This is a genomic window from Archangium sp. Cb G35 (assembly GCF_001896145.1).
Taxonomy (GTDB): Bacteria; Myxococcota; Myxococcia; order Myxococcales; family Myxococcaceae; genus Archangium; species Archangium violaceum.
Genome location: NZ_MPOI01000005.1, coordinates 199,111 through 213,073 on the forward strand (window position 1 = coordinate 199,111; position 13,963 = coordinate 213,073).

The 13,963-nt window shown below is 70.5% G+C and carries 11 protein-coding genes; 6 read left to right on the forward strand and 5 right to left on the reverse strand.

The annotated features are described in order from the left end of the window. Window positions 1–46 precede the first annotated feature (46 nt). From BO221_RS53775 to BO221_RS17180, 3 genes are all read left to right on the forward strand, one after another. Window positions 47–1,117: a hypothetical protein gene (locus tag BO221_RS53775; RefSeq protein ID WP_073561545.1), complete on the forward strand. Its 1,071-nt coding sequence runs from the start codon at window positions 47–49 to the stop codon at window positions 1,115–1,117. 54 nt (window positions 1,118–1,171) lie between these two features. Next, window positions 1,172–3,520 (forward strand): serine/threonine-protein kinase, encoded by a 2,349-nt coding sequence (locus BO221_RS17175; protein ID WP_369865049.1) that lies wholly within the window; start codon window positions 1,172–1,174, stop codon window positions 3,518–3,520. A gap of 156 nt (window positions 3,521–3,676) precedes the next feature. After that, a complete protein-coding gene (locus tag BO221_RS17180; protein ID WP_233166072.1) occupies window positions 3,677–4,480 on the forward strand; it encodes a hypothetical protein in 804 nt (267 codons plus the stop codon). A gap of 20 nt (window positions 4,481–4,500) precedes the next feature. On the opposite strand, the gene BO221_RS17185 is transcribed toward BO221_RS17180, so the two are convergent. Together BO221_RS17185 and BO221_RS17190 are read right to left on the reverse strand one after the other, a co-directional pair. Further along, window positions 4,501–5,751 carry a hypothetical protein gene (locus tag BO221_RS17185; protein ID WP_073561547.1) on the reverse strand — a complete coding sequence of 417 codons (1,251 nt, stop codon included), beginning with the start codon at window positions 5,749–5,751 and terminating at the stop codon, window positions 4,501–4,503. 99 nt (window positions 5,752–5,850) lie between these two features. Then, entirely contained in the window at window positions 5,851–7,446 is a 1,596-nt protein-coding gene (locus BO221_RS17190; protein WP_073561548.1) for a hypothetical protein, read from the reverse strand. A 153-nt stretch (window positions 7,447–7,599) separates the two neighbouring features. Between BO221_RS17190 and BO221_RS17195 the strand changes: the two genes are divergently transcribed. Beyond that, on the forward strand, window positions 7,600–7,968 hold the full coding sequence (locus BO221_RS17195) for a hypothetical protein (protein ID WP_073561549.1): 369 nt from the start codon (window positions 7,600–7,602) through the stop codon (window positions 7,966–7,968). On the opposite strand, the gene BO221_RS17200 is transcribed toward BO221_RS17195, so the two are convergent. The 3 genes from BO221_RS17200 to nadA all read right to left on the reverse strand — a co-directional run bounded on the left by BO221_RS17200 (window position 7,961) and on the right by nadA (window position 10,372). Further along, window positions 7,961–8,704: a class I SAM-dependent methyltransferase gene (locus BO221_RS17200; protein ID WP_073561846.1), complete on the reverse strand. Its 744-nt coding sequence runs from the start codon at window positions 8,702–8,704 to the stop codon at window positions 7,961–7,963. The two genes, BO221_RS17195 and BO221_RS17200, sit on opposite strands and share 8 nt — an antisense overlap. A gap of 53 nt (window positions 8,705–8,757) precedes the next feature. Beyond that, window positions 8,758–9,339: a hypothetical protein gene (locus BO221_RS17205; protein WP_073561550.1), complete on the reverse strand. Its 582-nt coding sequence runs from the start codon at window positions 9,337–9,339 to the stop codon at window positions 8,758–8,760. Window positions 9,340–9,439: 100 nt separating this feature from the next. Beyond that, the gene (gene nadA, locus BO221_RS17210) at window positions 9,440–10,372 is read right to left on the reverse strand and encodes a quinolinate synthase NadA (RefSeq protein ID WP_073561551.1); all 933 of its coding nucleotides are present in this window, start codon (window positions 10,370–10,372) and stop codon (window positions 9,440–9,442) included. Between the two features lie 373 nt (window positions 10,373–10,745). On the opposite strand from nadA, the gene BO221_RS17215 reads away from it, so the two are divergent. Continuing rightward, a complete protein-coding gene (locus tag BO221_RS17215) occupies window positions 10,746–13,166 on the forward strand; it encodes a response regulator transcription factor (RefSeq protein ID WP_073561552.1) in 2,421 nt (806 codons plus the stop codon). After that, the gene (locus BO221_RS17220) at window positions 13,163–13,954 is read left to right on the forward strand and encodes a class I SAM-dependent methyltransferase (protein ID WP_233166074.1); all 792 of its coding nucleotides are present in this window, start codon (window positions 13,163–13,165) and stop codon (window positions 13,952–13,954) included. Before BO221_RS17215 ends, BO221_RS17220 begins: the two co-directional genes overlap by 4 nt. Window positions 13,955–13,963 lie beyond the last annotated feature (9 nt).

Here is a 13,963-nt window from a genome sequence, read left to right on the forward strand (position 1 = left end):
GGATTCCTTGAACTTCCGCGCGGGCTCATCCACAGGAGACGCCACCATGATTCCCGTGCGCAAGAACTTCGGCGCGGCGGCCCTGGTCGCGGCCGCGGCAGTGTTGGCTCCCGGCTGCGGAGATGGGCCGAACCCCTTCAGGTGGGACGCGGGCGGCATGCCCGGTTGCACCGGGGTATGCAGCGAGGACGGCGGCTTCCCGTGGGATGCGGGCTCCCCGGCCGATGGCGGCTCCCAGGCCGACGCGGGCGCGGGGTCCGCTCCCGTGGTGATGACCATTTCCGAGGCCCGCGAGCTCTCCGCCGCCGACAGCGAGACGCGGGTTCTCCTCGAGCGCGTCGTCATCCACACGCTCGACCGCGTGGATCGCCGCACCGAGGGCGCCGAGGAGCAGGTGCGGGCCTGGTTCTGGGTGGTGGATCCCGCGCGTCCCACCCAGGGGCTCTGGGTCCACAAGGACTGGACGGACCCGCCCGTGGGCTTCGTTCCCCAGGTGGGGCAGCGCCTGGACCTCACGGGCTCGATCCAGATGGAGTCCGCTTTCGAACAGTTCCATGGCTACCGGACGGGCCTCGCCCGGGTGGAGCTCCGGCTGCTCGGCAGGTTCATGGTGCCCGCCGACAACTTCGTGTTCCCGGGCTTCGGCGACGCGGAGGGCGGGGCCGCCCGTCCCAACCCGGAGCTCCTCGGCACGCGGGTGTTCGTGCCCGGGCCTCTCGTCGTGACCGACCCCTCGCCCCCGGCCTTCCGCTACTCCTCCGGCTTCGAGGTCTCGGGCGGAATCCTGGTGAGTACCCGGTACCTCTCCGGGACCGGCGCTTCGGACGGCGGCCCGGGAGGGTGCGAGGGTCTGCCCCTCTTCCTCACAGATGGGGGCACCGGGGTTTTCTTCCCCATGGGCCTCCGGGGCGTGTGGGATACCTACACCCATGTGCCTTGCGAGGACGGGGGCACCGGCGGGACGTGTGTGCCGGACCCGGAGGGTGGCCGGGTGCCCGGGACGGAATCGCTGGACGGTGGGCCCGGCAACCCCTTCACCCATGTCCTCCATCCCCGGAGTTGCGGCTGGGACCTGGGGAGTGGGTGGGACGCTGGGAGTGCGGGCTCGGGCGGGTAGCCGAACGGGCGTCAGGTCTGCTATCCCACATCCGGTTCGCGCCCCACCACGGAGGTGGGGATTGCGGGTAAGCTCGGAAACAAGCTCAGCGTTTCACGTCGACGACTCCTGGGGGCTCCCATTCCCGAGAACGCGCCACAGACTGCCACCCCCTTTGGCAAGTACCTCCTCATCAAGCGGCTCGCGATGGGGGGAATGGCGGAGCTCTTCCTCGCGCAGGAGCCCCCCAGTCCAGAATTGTTGGTGATCAAACGGATCCTCCCGTACCTGTCGGAGGAGCCGGAGTTCGTCCAGATGTTCCTGGACGAGGCGCGCATCGCCGCGCAGTTGCATCACCCCAACATCGTCCAGCTCTTCGGGCTGGGGAAGATTGGCGAGAGCATCTTCATCGCCATGGAGTACCTGGAGGGAGTGGACCTCCGGCGCATCCTCGCGGAGGAGGCGAAGTTCACCGCGTCGGTGCCGTACGCGGTGGCCGCGCGCATCTGCGCCCAGGTGGCCTCGGGGCTCGAGTACGCCCACAACTCCAAGGGCGTGGACGGACGTCCCCTGGGGCTCATCCACCGGGACGTGAGCCCGCAGAACGTGATGGTGACGTACAACGGCGCGGTGAAGCTGGTGGACTTCGGCATCGCCAAGGCCGAGGCCATCGCCGAGCGCAGCAAGCCGGGCGTCATCAAGGGCAAGTTCCTCTACCTCTCGCCCGAGCAGGTGATGCAGGAGCGGTTGGATCACCGCTCGGACATCTTCGCGCTGGGGGTGATGCTCTATGAAATCACCACCGGGCGCTCGCCCTACGCGCGGCCCACGACGGAGGGCATCCTCTACGCCATCCGCTTCGAGAACCCGTCCCCGCCGCACCTCATCCGCGACGACTACCCGGAAGCGCTGTCGCGCATCGTGATGAAGTGTCTGGTGAAGGATCGCAACCAGCGCTACCAGCGGGCGGCGCAGGTGCAGGCGGACCTGGAGGGGCTGCTCAACTCGGGGCTGCTGCGGCAGAGCGACGACGTGGCGGCCTACATCGCGCGGCTGCTCGGGGAGGAGGAGGAGCGCACCATGCTCCATGTCCCCATCCCCAAGCCGGGCGGGCGCAAGGACTCCTCGGTGCAGCACGCCGCGGGCCTCGCCGCGCGCCCCACGCGCCGGCCCAGCGCGCAGAACGTGCCCTCGGCGGTGGATCCCAACGAGGCCGAGCTCGCCACGGAGATGGCCCGTCCGCGCGACATGCTCGCCGCCGTGGCCCTGGGGGACGAGGAGGACGACGAGCCCACCGCCCTGGGCACCGTGCCCGGACGTGCCTCCTCTCTTCCCGGGACTCCACGCGCCGCCACGGGCGAGTCCACGTTGCAGGATCGGCCCGCGCGCACGCCCGCCGCCGCGGCCCGGCGTCCCACGCCCGTGCGCAAGCCCGCCGTCTCCGGCTCCGTGGCCGCGTTGGATCGCCGCCGCGCGGCACCGCCCGTGCCCGACGAGGACGAGGACGAGGGCGCGCGCTCCGTCTCCGTCACGTCCTCCACGGTGAATGAGCGCGGGGGCGCGTACGACGACGATGACTCCCAGCCCGACTCCCTCGCTGACGAGTTCTCGCAGACGCATGATCTGCCGAGCCCTCCGCCGCGCCGCCCCGTGCGGGCCCAGGACGACGACGACGACGGCGAGTCCACCGCCGGCTACGACCACAGCTTCGTCACCCAGTCGGAGACATCCCGTCCCAAGTCCGCCGGCAAGCCGCGCGGCCTGCGCCTGGTGGTGGCCGCGCTGGTGACCCTGCTCGTGGTGAGCGCGGTTGGAATCGCATGGCTGTTCCTGGGGCCCAAGCCGGAGCCCGTGCCCGCGCCGCGCAGGCCCGTCACCTCCACCCGGGATGAGGTTCCGCCGGAGACCGGGGACGCTCCCTCGACCGGGACCGGAACCGCTTCGGACACCGCGGGCTCCTCCGCCACCGGGACGGGCACGGGCACGGGCGCCACTTCCGCCACCCCCGAGACGGGCACGGGCACGGGCGCCACCGCGGCCGACCTGGGTGCGACCGGGACTTCCACGGGAGCAGGTTCGACTACCTCCGTCACCGAGCAGGGGAGCGAGACTCCGGAGCCCTCCGCGTTGGCGGCGGGTGGGACGCCGGCCGAGGAACCCGCCGGGACTCTGGCCCCCGAGTCCCCCGCCGAGGTTCGCGTGCAGTTCAAGGCACCCGCACGGACGGTGATGAAAGTGGCGGATAGAACCGTGCGTCCCAACGGGGTCCTGCCCCTGCCTCCCGGAACCATCGAGGTCACCTATAAGTGCGCGAATCGAGGCCCTTGGAAGAGCAAGGAATTCGAGGTTCCCGGGGATTCGGACGAGCCGGTCGTCTTCAGCCTGAGCAAGCGGGATTGCAGCCCCCAGAAGACCCGACGGTAAGGGTCCTCGGGGGGGACATATGCGGTGGGCTCCCCCTCCAGCGGACAAGTGGGCGAGGGTACGCGGGAGTGGATATAAGCCGTTGGAATTCCAGGGGATTTGCTCCGCTCATCTCGTTTACACGTGTCAGACGGGTCTTTAGAATCCGGCCCGTCTATGGCGCGCGCGAAGAAGAAGAACCTGGCGAAGAAGCGGAGCTCGCCGGCGGGGCGGATCGCCCGTGAGCAGCAGTCCGTCGCACCCGAGCCCAACCGACTGCTGAAGGTATGGCGGCGAGTGCTCGAGCGGCGGCTGCGCACGCGGCTGCGGGCCCCAGTAGCGGTGGAGGTCCACGACAACACACACACGATGCTCACGTTCCAGCGGCACCGGGCGCTGTGGCGGCTGAGGCTGCACCACATGTTCCTGGCGGCGCCGGACGAGGTCATCCACGCGCTGGCGGACTACGTGCGCACCGGCGACGCGGAAGCGAGCGTGCTGCTCGACAAGTTCATCGAGCGCAACAAGGCCTACATCCGCCGCGTGTCGCCGGCGCAGATGCGCAAGCGCCTGCGCATGGAGCCGGTGGGGCAGCACCATGATCTGGGCCGCATCTTCGAGCGGCTCAACGAGCGCTACTTCCGGGGCCGCATCGACGCGGCCATTACGTTCGGGCCGGCGCCGCGCGTCACCCAGCCGCGCAAGAGCATCAAGATGGGCTCCTACTCGGCGGACTCGCGCGTCATCCGCATCCACCCGGCGTTGGATCAGCCGGTGGTGCCGCGCTACTTCGTGGAGTGGATCGTCTTCCACGAGATGCTGCACCACGTGTACCGGACGCGCCGGGGCGAGGACGGGCGGCGCTGCATCCACCCGCCCGAGTTCCTCGAGCACGAGAAGCGCTTCCACGACTACTCGCGCGCCCAGGCCTGGGAGATGGAGAACCTGGACCTGTTGCTGCGGGCGCGGGTGTCGGCGTGAGCAGGGCCTCCCCTGAAGTCTCAGGGGAGGATGATGCCACCGGGGCTGCGCCGCTCCGTGTCGGCTGAAGAGGCCCGCTGCTGCTCGGCGGCACGGGCCCTCGCCCGGACCTCGGCGGGGTCTCTCGCCTCCGGCGCGGCGCGCTGCGCCATGGTGACGAGCAGGGCCTTCTCGAAGAGGCGCTCGGCGTAGCGCGAGGGCGGTTCGGTGACGCCATGCGCGAGCCTGCGGGCCTCGGCGCGGGCGAGGCGGGCCGCTTGCTCCTTGCCGATGCGCTCGAAGTGGAGCGCCATCTCCCACAGCCGGCTCGAGTAGAGCTGTCGCATGGCCGGGGTGGTGAAGAAGGCATGGGCCTGGGTGTGGGCCGCCTGGATGATCTCCTCGTTGCGCTGGGCCATGGTGAGCGCGAGCGGGCTCGCCTCGATCTCGTCCACCGTGCGGGCCAGCCGCTCCAGCTCGGCCACGGGGGGCAGCCAGCCACGCATCTCCGGCTCCTCGTGGAGCTTGTGGCCCTCGTAGGCGATCCGCTCGTCCTCCGGCTCCGGCGGAGGAATCTCCAGGGGCACGTCCCGCGCCTGCACGCCCAGGTGCCGCAGCACCGTGTCGAGCCCCTGGGGGAAGGGCGTGTGCGTGCGCAGGTTGAGCCCCGCGGCGGCGGCGAGGCGCTCCAGGGCCTCGGCGTGAGGGAGCTCCACGGCGGCATCATCTCCGGGGCTGGTCGCCTGCTTCACCACGCGCCGGTAGTCGCCGCGGTTGAGCTCCGTCACCTGGAGGCGCAGCACGCCCTGCTCGTCCGAGTAGAGGAACTGGGTGGCCTCCACACCCCCGCCGCGCAGGGGACGGGCGATCTCCAGCACGCGCTCACCGGTGCCGTCGATGCTGGTGAGGAGCGCGGGCAGCGGCTCCGGGCCCGCCGCCACCACGGGGCGCGAGGCCTCGGGGGCGGAGGGGCGGGGCGTTTCAGCGACTTCGATGCCACGGGAGCGCAGCCGGTAGAGCGCCTTCCTGGCCGCCTTGGCGAGCCCCTTGTTGCCAGAGGCCGCGAGCGCCTCGGCGAGTGCGGGCTGGCCGGCGAGCACGGAGCCCTCGAGCAGGGCGAGCGCGAGGGGCTCGGGGAGGGCCTCGACGCCGGCGGGCGGTGCGGAGGCGGGCTCGGCCGCGAACGAGCGGGCGCGCTCCACGGCGTCGGAGGGGAGGCCGGGCACCGGCGTGCCGGCGCGCAGAGCGTCCAGCAGCGGACGCGGATCGGCCAGAGGGCTCTTGGTGGGCATGCACGGACAGGTAAGGCACCGTCCGCGGCGCGGTGAGGTGGGCGGGGGCCGGGCGTGCCGGGTGACGACCACTGGCCCACACTTGCCTGGCCCGAGCGTTCAGCGGCGGCGCACCAGCCAGCTGTTGCCCGATTCGGCGGCCACGGCGAGCTCCTGGCGGAGCCGCTCGCCGAAGATGCGCGAGGGGTGGACGCCGCGCACGAGGAAGTGGTCGTACGCGGGGCCCTGGGTGGCGTAGTCGAAGTCCTGGGGCCGCCACTCGGAGGGGAAGGTGGGAGGAGGCGTGCCGCGGTAGCGCAGGGGGGAGTGGGGGGTGAGGGCGAAGCTGAAGTTGGTGCCACCGCCGCGCGCGCGGGCCAGCTCGGCGGCGCCGTGGAGGAAGACGGGGTGGCGCACCACGCGCGAGCCGCTGTCGAAGATGAGCCCCATCACGCGGGGCCTGGGCGCGGTGGCCTCCGCGAGCACATCCCACTCGGCGGCCTCGCGGGAGAAGGCGCGGAAGCCCTGGCCCAGCACGAGCGCCAGCACCAGGGAGCAGACGGCGCTGGCCCATAGCAGCGGGCGGCGGAGCGCGGGTTGCGTCATGGGGAGGCTCGCCACGGCGAGCACGGCGGCGAGCTGCGCGTAACGGGTGTTCAGGTAGTAGATGTAGCCACGGATGTCGAAGGGGAGCAGGAAGTAGAAGCCGAGCGCGATCAGCACGAGCCCTGGCAGGCGCCAGCGGGCCACGGGGCCCTCGCCGCTGGAGTCACCCCGCACCACGCCGAGCACGAGGGCGCACGCGGCCACGGCGCCCACGGCGTACAGCGGCAGGCGATCCGAACCATCCCGGAGCAGGTTGGCGAGCACCTCGAGGAGCTCGGCGCGGTTCTGCGCGAAGCTCTTCCAGGCGAGGTTCCGCGGCGACAGCATGGGGCCCCAGGCCTTCCAGGGCGCTCCCGTCTCGACCTCGGAGGGCTGGCCCAGGCGCAGCACCACCCACGACAGGAAGAGCACGACACCGGGTGTCACGCCGAGGAGCGCGGGAAGCCGGGGCCGCAGCCGGGCCTGGAAACCGCGGGTGCTGGCGTCCTCGGGGACGGGCGTGGTGAGGAGCAACCAGGGCAGGGCGAGCCCGAGGAAGGCGAAGGCCTGCACGTGGAAGAGGAGGACGGCGACGAGGCTCGCGGCGAGCCCGGAGGCCCAGAGGGGGCGCTGGCCCGCGCGGGTGAGGGCGTGGACGAAGAAGCCGCAGCAGAGCAGGGCGAGTGGCAGCGCGGCGAGGTAGTTGATGAAGCCCCAGCCGAAGTTGTCGCCATAGGCGAGCGGCAGGGCGAGCAGCGAGGGCCACAGGGGGCGCCCGAGTCCGCGCAGCAGGAAGGCGAGCGACAGGGGCAGGCCCACCACGTAGGCGGAGAGGAAGAGGCGGTTGGCCAGGTCGAGCGGGAGCAGCCAGTTGAGGAGGCTGACGGCGTAGTAGTAGCCGAGGTAGGGCGTGAGCTCGTGCCGCGCGGCGAAGAGCTGGGGGTAGAGGGTGGTGGGGTCGTCCAGCCGGTGGAGGACGGAGATGAGGTGGAGGTGTTGCGGCAGGTCCACCATGGGCAGATGCGAGGACACCCACAGGGGCAGGGCGCCCAGCACGAGGGCGGCGATGTAGACGAGGCGATCGGTTCGCGCGGACACGGGTGGGCCGGACTGTACGTGGCGCCTCCGCATGTCGCGAGCGCTCCGAGCGCTTCGAGGTGCCTGCTCGCGGGGCGGCCCTGCGGGAGACGGGTGTGCCGAGCGGACCCCCGGGTTTGGACAGGGGGAAACCGGTGGGATATAGCCTGGAAGGATTCGGGTCTGTCACCCGGGAGGACCGTCGAGATGAAGCACATCGGGATGACGCTGGCGGCGGTGGTGGTGGGCGGCGTGCTGCTCACGGCGGGACAGGCGGAGGCGTGTGAGGGTCACCGCGCCAAGGCCGTGCCCGTGCCCGCGCCGGTGGAGCCCGGCAAGCAGGAGGCGGCCGCCACGGCGAAGCAGGACGCGGCGAAGAAGGACAAGGCGGACGAGGTGCACGCCGCGAAGTGCCGGTGCTCGAGCGCGGCGGACTGCACGTGCAAGAAGGGCTCGTGCGAGTGCCCCAAGTGCAAGAAGCCCCGTCAGGACGTGGTGCCGGCGCTCGAGGCCCGGGACACCACCCACGAGGTGCGCAAGGTTCGCCTGGACGCCTCGGCGGGCGTCTTCATCTGACGGGCTTCTCGGCCTTCACCACGAGCAGGGGAGGCAGCCGCAGCCGCGCGAAGCCCGCGAGTCCCACGGCGGACAGGGCATCGCGGAGCTCGTCCTCCTCGCGAGGGTGGAGGCCGGCGCGGCGCTGGACGAAGGCGGAGGCCCTGCCCGGGGGCAACCAGGTGCTGGCCACGAAGCGGCCGCCCGGACGCAGCACCCGCGCCACCTCCAGCAGCAACCGGCCCACGTCGGAGATGAAGTGCAGCGAGTGGGACAGCAGCACCGCTCCCAGCGAGTCATCCTGGAAGGGCAGGTAGGGCGCCTCGGCGCGGAGGAAGTCCACGTGGATGCCGGCCTCGCGGCCCTGGGCCACGGCCTCCTCGAGCATCGCCCGGGACAGGTCCATTCCCACCACGGTGGGCAGCTCCGGCTCGCGCGCCAGTCGCCGGGCGAAGAGTCCGGTTCCCGTGCCCAGGTCCAACACGGGCGCCTCCGGACGGCCCAGCAGCGAGCGGTACAGCAGGTACTCGCTGTCCCTGTCCAGGGGAGGCGCCGAGAGGGCGCGCTGCAGGGCGGGGCGCACGTAGCGCTCGTAGGAGCGGGCGATGAGCCGTTGCTCCATGCCGCGCTGGGCCAGGGCCGAGGACGCTGGTTGGTGCGCCAGGTCCGCCACGCCCTCGGTCACCGGGAAGCTCGCGTGGCACTCGGGACAGTGCAGGGGCCCGAAGACGAGCTGGGGAGTATCCTGGTCCGGCATCAGCTTGCCGCGCCGGCACCGGGGGCAGCGCAGCAACTGGAAGAGGGTGCGATTCAGCCGCTGATCTCCTCGGTGGACACGAGGATGGGCCAGCCGCGGGCCATGGCCTCGCGGAAGAAGCCGGCCAGCTCGTGCCGGGCGCTGTTCACCGCGCCGAGGAACGGGTCGATGAGGGACTCCTCGCCCAGGCTGCGCCCGGGGTTGAGCTCCACCGGGTGGCCGCAGCGCTCGCAGCGGATGGAGACGGAGCGGGCCAGCGCCACGGGCACCGCGTAGCGTGCGCTGCACTCGGTGCACTTCCACACGAGTGCCCGCTCGCCCGCGTCGCGCCGGGCCAGGGACTCCAGCTCATCCGCCAGCCGCAGCAGCGCGGGCAGATCCTGCGGGGGCTGGGCGAACACGGCGGACGGACCGAAGCCCGACCCGGGGCTGCCCAGGCTGGGGGGCTTGTCCCCCTTGAGCAGGGCGCGCAGGCGGTCCTTCGCCTTCACGTCCCGGAACTCGGCGCTCGCGAAGGCTCGCTCCACCGCTTCATGCAGCGGCGGAAGCTCCGGCTCGAGCCGCTCGTCCGAGGGCAGGGACTGGGGATGCGCCACCAAGCGGTGGCCAGGGATGGCGACGAATCGGAAACCCACGGGCTTCAGATCGCACCGCGCCGCGTCCGGTGCAAGGCACGAATATGGGGCGATGCTGAAATTGCCACGCCCGCGACAGACGGCGCGGCGCGTCAAGCCCTCACTGTGACCATTCGAGCATCCGCTGCAGCGGTGCCAGTGCCGCGGCCTGCAGGTCCGCCGGCAGCGTCAACTCCGGCGTCTTGTCCTTCATGCACCGGTAGAGCTTCTCCATCGTGTTCAGCCGCATGTAGGGACATTCATTGCAGGAGCAACCATTGTCCGGGGGCGCGGGGATGAAGGTCTTCTCCGGGGCGCCGCGCTTCATCTGGTGGAGGATGCCGGCCTCGGTCACCACGATGAACTCGCGCTTGGGGCTCTTGAGGACGTGGTCCAGCAGGCCCTTGGTCGAGCCGATGTAATCGGCGTGCCGCAGCACGGCCTCCTCGCACTCCGGGTGCGCCACCACCTCGGCCTCGGGATGCTGGACCTTGAGCTGCACCAGCCGCTTCTCGCTGAAGATCTCGTGGACGATGCAGCTGCCCGGCCACAGGACCATGTCCCGGCCGGTCTGCTTCATCACGTAGCGGCCCAGGTGCTGGTCCGGGGCGAAGAGGATGCGCCGGTCCTTGGGGACCTGGTTGACGATCTTCACCGCGTTGGAGGACGTACAGATGACGTCGCTCATGGCCTTCACGGCGGCGGAGCTGTTGACGTAGCTCACCACGAAGTGGTCCGGGTGCTTCTCCTTGAAGGCCCGGAAGGCCGCCGGGGGGCAGCGGTCGGACAACGAGCAGCCGGCCTTCAGGTCCGGCAGCAGCACCAGCTTTCCGGGATTGAGGATCTTCGCCGTCTCGGCCATGAAGTGGACGCCGCAGAAGACGATGACGTCCGCCTTCGTCTTCGCCGCCGCCTGGGCCAGCGCCAGGCTGTCCCCGACGAAATCCGCCACATCCTGGATCTCGCTCTCCTGGTAGTAGTGCGCGAGGATGACGGCGTTGAGTTTCCGCTTCAGTTCCTGGATTTCCCGCTCGTAGTCCACTTCGGCGCCCATCGCGTCTCCCTTCCGGTTCATTTAACCGGCGGTCCGGATGGGGGCAAAGGACGAATACCCCGGGAGCGGCTCATGGCGGCTCCGGTGACGTCCGGCCAGACGAGCGCCCTCCTGGTTCACAGGACGGCACGCCCGGAGCGATCCCCCATGGACACTTGACGCCAACCATCCCAGGAACCGCTAAGATATTCCCGGGACCGCATTGGCTGCGGATGAAGCCCGATCACCTGGTGTCCTGGATGCTGGACGTTGGAAGAGGCTTTCTCGTGGCACGATCGGTAGGGGGAGGGGCGGCACGGGCACGTGGTCCGCACCCGGAAGAGCGTTCGACTTGCGCCGGGTACGGTTGAGCCTGCCTGCTGAGGAGGGGTCCATGAGTGTCCCGATTCGAGACGTCCTGGTGGTACATCCGAACGCAGGCAGGCGGGCCGCGCTGGCCTCGGCTCTTCCCTCGTACCGGGTGGTGGCGGTGGAGTCGAAGGTGGAGGCGGCCTTCAAGATGGCGGATGCGGCTCCGGCCCTCATCATCGCCCCTCCAGATGATGCCCGGCACTTCCTGCGCCAGGTGGCCAATACGGCCCCTGACGCGCTGCGTGTCTTCATCTGTTCCAAGTCCGATCCCGCCGGCCTGGCGGAGTTGATGCAGAGCGCCGCCGAGGGCCACGTCTTCAGCGTGCTCGACGACGCGCTGTCCGGCCCGGAGCTGGGCCGCACCATCTCGCACCTGTTGCAGCACCAGGGCTCCGCCTTCGCCGCGGTGCCGTCCGCCCTGTATTCGGTGGCCTTCGAGTGCAACGAGCAGAGCTACTCGGCCCGGTGCGTGGAGATCGGCAACTTCGGGGCCACGCTGCTGTTGCCGGAAGACGTGCCCGCCGCGGGCTTCCCCCCGGGCACCACGCTCGAGGCGCTGCGCGTCGAGCGCGACGGGCGGCTGCTCTTCAAGACCCCCTGGGCTCACGTGCAGCGGGCGCAGCCCGCGACGGACGAGCTCGGCACCCACCTGCGCCTGGGCATCTCCTGGGCCACGGCCATGCACCCTCCGCCGCCGGTGCCCGGCGTGACCATGGAGGAGCAGTCCGAGGTGGTGGCCACGTTGCGCAAGGGGTTGCGGCGCGAGGCCGTGCTCTGGATGCAGCGCGCCAACGACTCCTCCGTGCAACTGCGCCTGGAGGATCCCGTCGTGGAGCTGCTGGACGGGGTGGCCGTGCTGCGCTGCCGCTCCGCCGGCATGCTGGAGTGCTCCAGCGGCGACGAGGTGGACCTCTTCTTCGAGATGGGCGGGCAGAGCTACTCGGGGGTGGCCCAGCTCCTCTCCCTGGAAGCCGACGGGAGGCTGACGGTGCGGGTGCCGCGCGCGCTCGTCATCCGAAACTGGCGCAGCCTGCCGCGCTTCAAGCCGGATCCCGACAACCGCTTCCTCGTCTCCTTCCTGGCTCCCATCACCGGCCAGCCCACCACCCGGGCCCCGTTGGATTTGAGCGTCGGCGGGCTCTCCTTCCCCTTCGACGCCTCCAGCGAGATCATCCCCGCGGGCTCGCGGCTCGACGCCACGCTGCTGCTGCCGGACGGCTCCTCCACCCAATGCCAGCTCGAGGTGCGCTCCATTCACGCGCTCCCCTCGGATGGCCGGCAGGATGGGGGCTTGCGGCCCTTTCGCGCCGGGGCCCGCTTCTCGGGGCTCGCCCAGAACGCCCGGGACGCCATCCTCCGGGCCTTCATGCACTCGCGCTGCTCGGCCATCGCCGATGGCAGCGATGTTCCCTTCGAGGACATCTGGCGCCTGATGGAGGAGGCCCGCTACCGCTTCCATCCGGACTACCCCTTCGGCGATGAAGCGACGTTGGAACTGCTTCAGGACACCCACCAGAAGGTGTACTCCAAGGGAGACCTGGGCCGCTGCCTCGTCTATTCCAACCCGCAGGGCCTGCAGGGGCAGATCGCCGCCCTGCGCGTCCACTCCCGCACGTGGATGGTCCAGCAGCTCGCCGTGCGGCCCGGGGTTCGCCGCAACGAGCAGATCTCCTACGAGCTGAGCAACCTCGTCGTCGAGCTGGGCGAGGTGCAGCACGACGTCGAGTTCATCCGCTACTGCTGGCGCAAGGACAACCGGTGGCCGAGCCGCCGCATGGGCTGGTTGGCGCGCGCCATGGAGACGCCGGGCCTGAGCATGTTGCAGCACTTCTGCTACATGCGCCTGCCGCTGGGTTCCGAGCCCCGTGTCCCGCCCGAGGGGTTGCCGCGCGTGCGCGAGGGCGTGCGCACCGACTTCGTGTGGATCGAGCTGCACCTGCGCGACCGCGGGGAGCTGGTCCGCGTCTTGTGCGAGGACCTGCTCACGGACGAGGTGGATCTGCGCGTGGTGAGCGAGCGCTTCCGGGCGCAGGGGCTGCACCGCGCCCGCCGCGTCTTCGTCGTCGACGGGGAGTATGGGCCGCTGGCCATCGCCCTCTCCGAGGAGGGCACCCCGGGGTTGTGCCTCATCGAGAAGACCAACTCCTTCTCCCTCCTCGTTCCCAACCGCAACCATCCCCAGGCACGCGCCGCCGTCCAGGCGCTCATCCAGCGCTGCATCGAGCAGTCCCAGGAGCGGGGCCGTCCCTCCGCCATCGCCCTGGTGGACGAGGAGGACACCGAGCTCCTCCAGCAGGCGGGGTTCGAGCACCTGGGCCGCTTTTCCGAATGGATCTTCCACCGCTCGATGATCCGCCGTGGCTGTGAGCTGTGGCGCTCCGTTTTCGAACGGCTGGGGGGGGCTGTTAATCTCGAATGGACAACCGAGGAGACCGGGGAGTGAGATACCTGATGGAGTCTACGGACGAGACGCGCCGGCTTCTCGTCCAGGAAAGAACGGGCAACGCCCGCGAGGCGTTGCTGCTATCGGGACTCAAGCCCGGAGACCGGGTGCTCGATGCTGGCTGTGGTCCGGGTGGCATCTCGGAGGTGATCGCCGAGCTGGTGGGGCCCACCGGCCATGTCACCGGGGTGGACCTCAGTGAGGAGCGGCTGGCGGAGGCGCGGCAGATCAACCGCCGCCGCTCGAACATGCGCTTCCAGCATGGGGACGTGCGCCGCACGGGCCTGCCGGACGCCTCGTTCGACTTCACCTGGTGCCAGTTCGTCGTGCAGTACCTGCCGGACCGGCACCTGGCGCTCCAGGAGTTCATGCGCGTCACGCGTCCGGGCGGCCGGGTGGTCATCTCCGAGTTCGATGCGTTCGGCCTGCAGAACTGGCCCTTCCCCGAGGACCTGCGCGAGTGGTGCCACCGCTTCGTCGACGCGGTGCTGCGCGTCACGGGCTTCGACATCAACGTCGGCCGGAAGATCTTCACCGAGATGCGCCAGATGGGGCTGGGCAATGTGCGCGTGCATCTGCTGCCGTACTACATCATCGCGGGTACGGCGAGCCCGGAGATGATCCTGGACTGGCAGACGCGCTTCTCCACGCTGGAGCCGGTGGTGGCGCCCGCGCTCGGCGGCCTGGAGGCCTACCGGGCCATGTGCCAGAAGTACCTGGAGTTACTGGCGGATCCGGACGCTTTGAAGTACTCGCCTCTGTTGGTGACAGAAGGAACGAGACCTTGAACCCATTGG

Excerpts from the sequence above, each read along its gene's own strand:
- BO221_RS53775 (WP_073561545.1), top strand. The coding sequence starts at position 47 with ATGATTCCCGTGCGCAAGAACTTCGGCGCGGCGGCCCTGGTCGCGGCC.
- BO221_RS17180 (WP_233166072.1), top strand. The coding sequence starts at position 3,677 with ATGGCGCGCGCGAAGAAGAAGAACCTGGCGAAGAAGCGGAGCTCGCCG.
- BO221_RS17185 (WP_073561547.1), bottom strand. The coding sequence starts at position 5,751 with ATGCCCACCAAGAGCCCTCTGGCCGATCCGCGTCCGCTGCTGGACGCT.
- BO221_RS17190 (WP_073561548.1), bottom strand. The coding sequence starts at position 7,446 with ATGCGGAGGCGCCACGTACAGTCCGGCCCACCCGTGTCCGCGCGAACC.
- BO221_RS17195 (WP_073561549.1), top strand. The coding sequence starts at position 7,600 with ATGAAGCACATCGGGATGACGCTGGCGGCGGTGGTGGTGGGCGGCGTG.
- BO221_RS17200 (WP_073561846.1), bottom strand. The coding sequence starts at position 8,704 with ATGCCGGACCAGGATACTCCCCAGCTCGTCTTCGGGCCCCTGCACTGT.
- nadA (WP_073561551.1), bottom strand. The coding sequence starts at position 10,372 with ATGGGCGCCGAAGTGGACTACGAGCGGGAAATCCAGGAACTGAAGCGG.
- BO221_RS17215 (WP_073561552.1), top strand. The coding sequence starts at position 10,746 with ATGAGTGTCCCGATTCGAGACGTCCTGGTGGTACATCCGAACGCAGGC.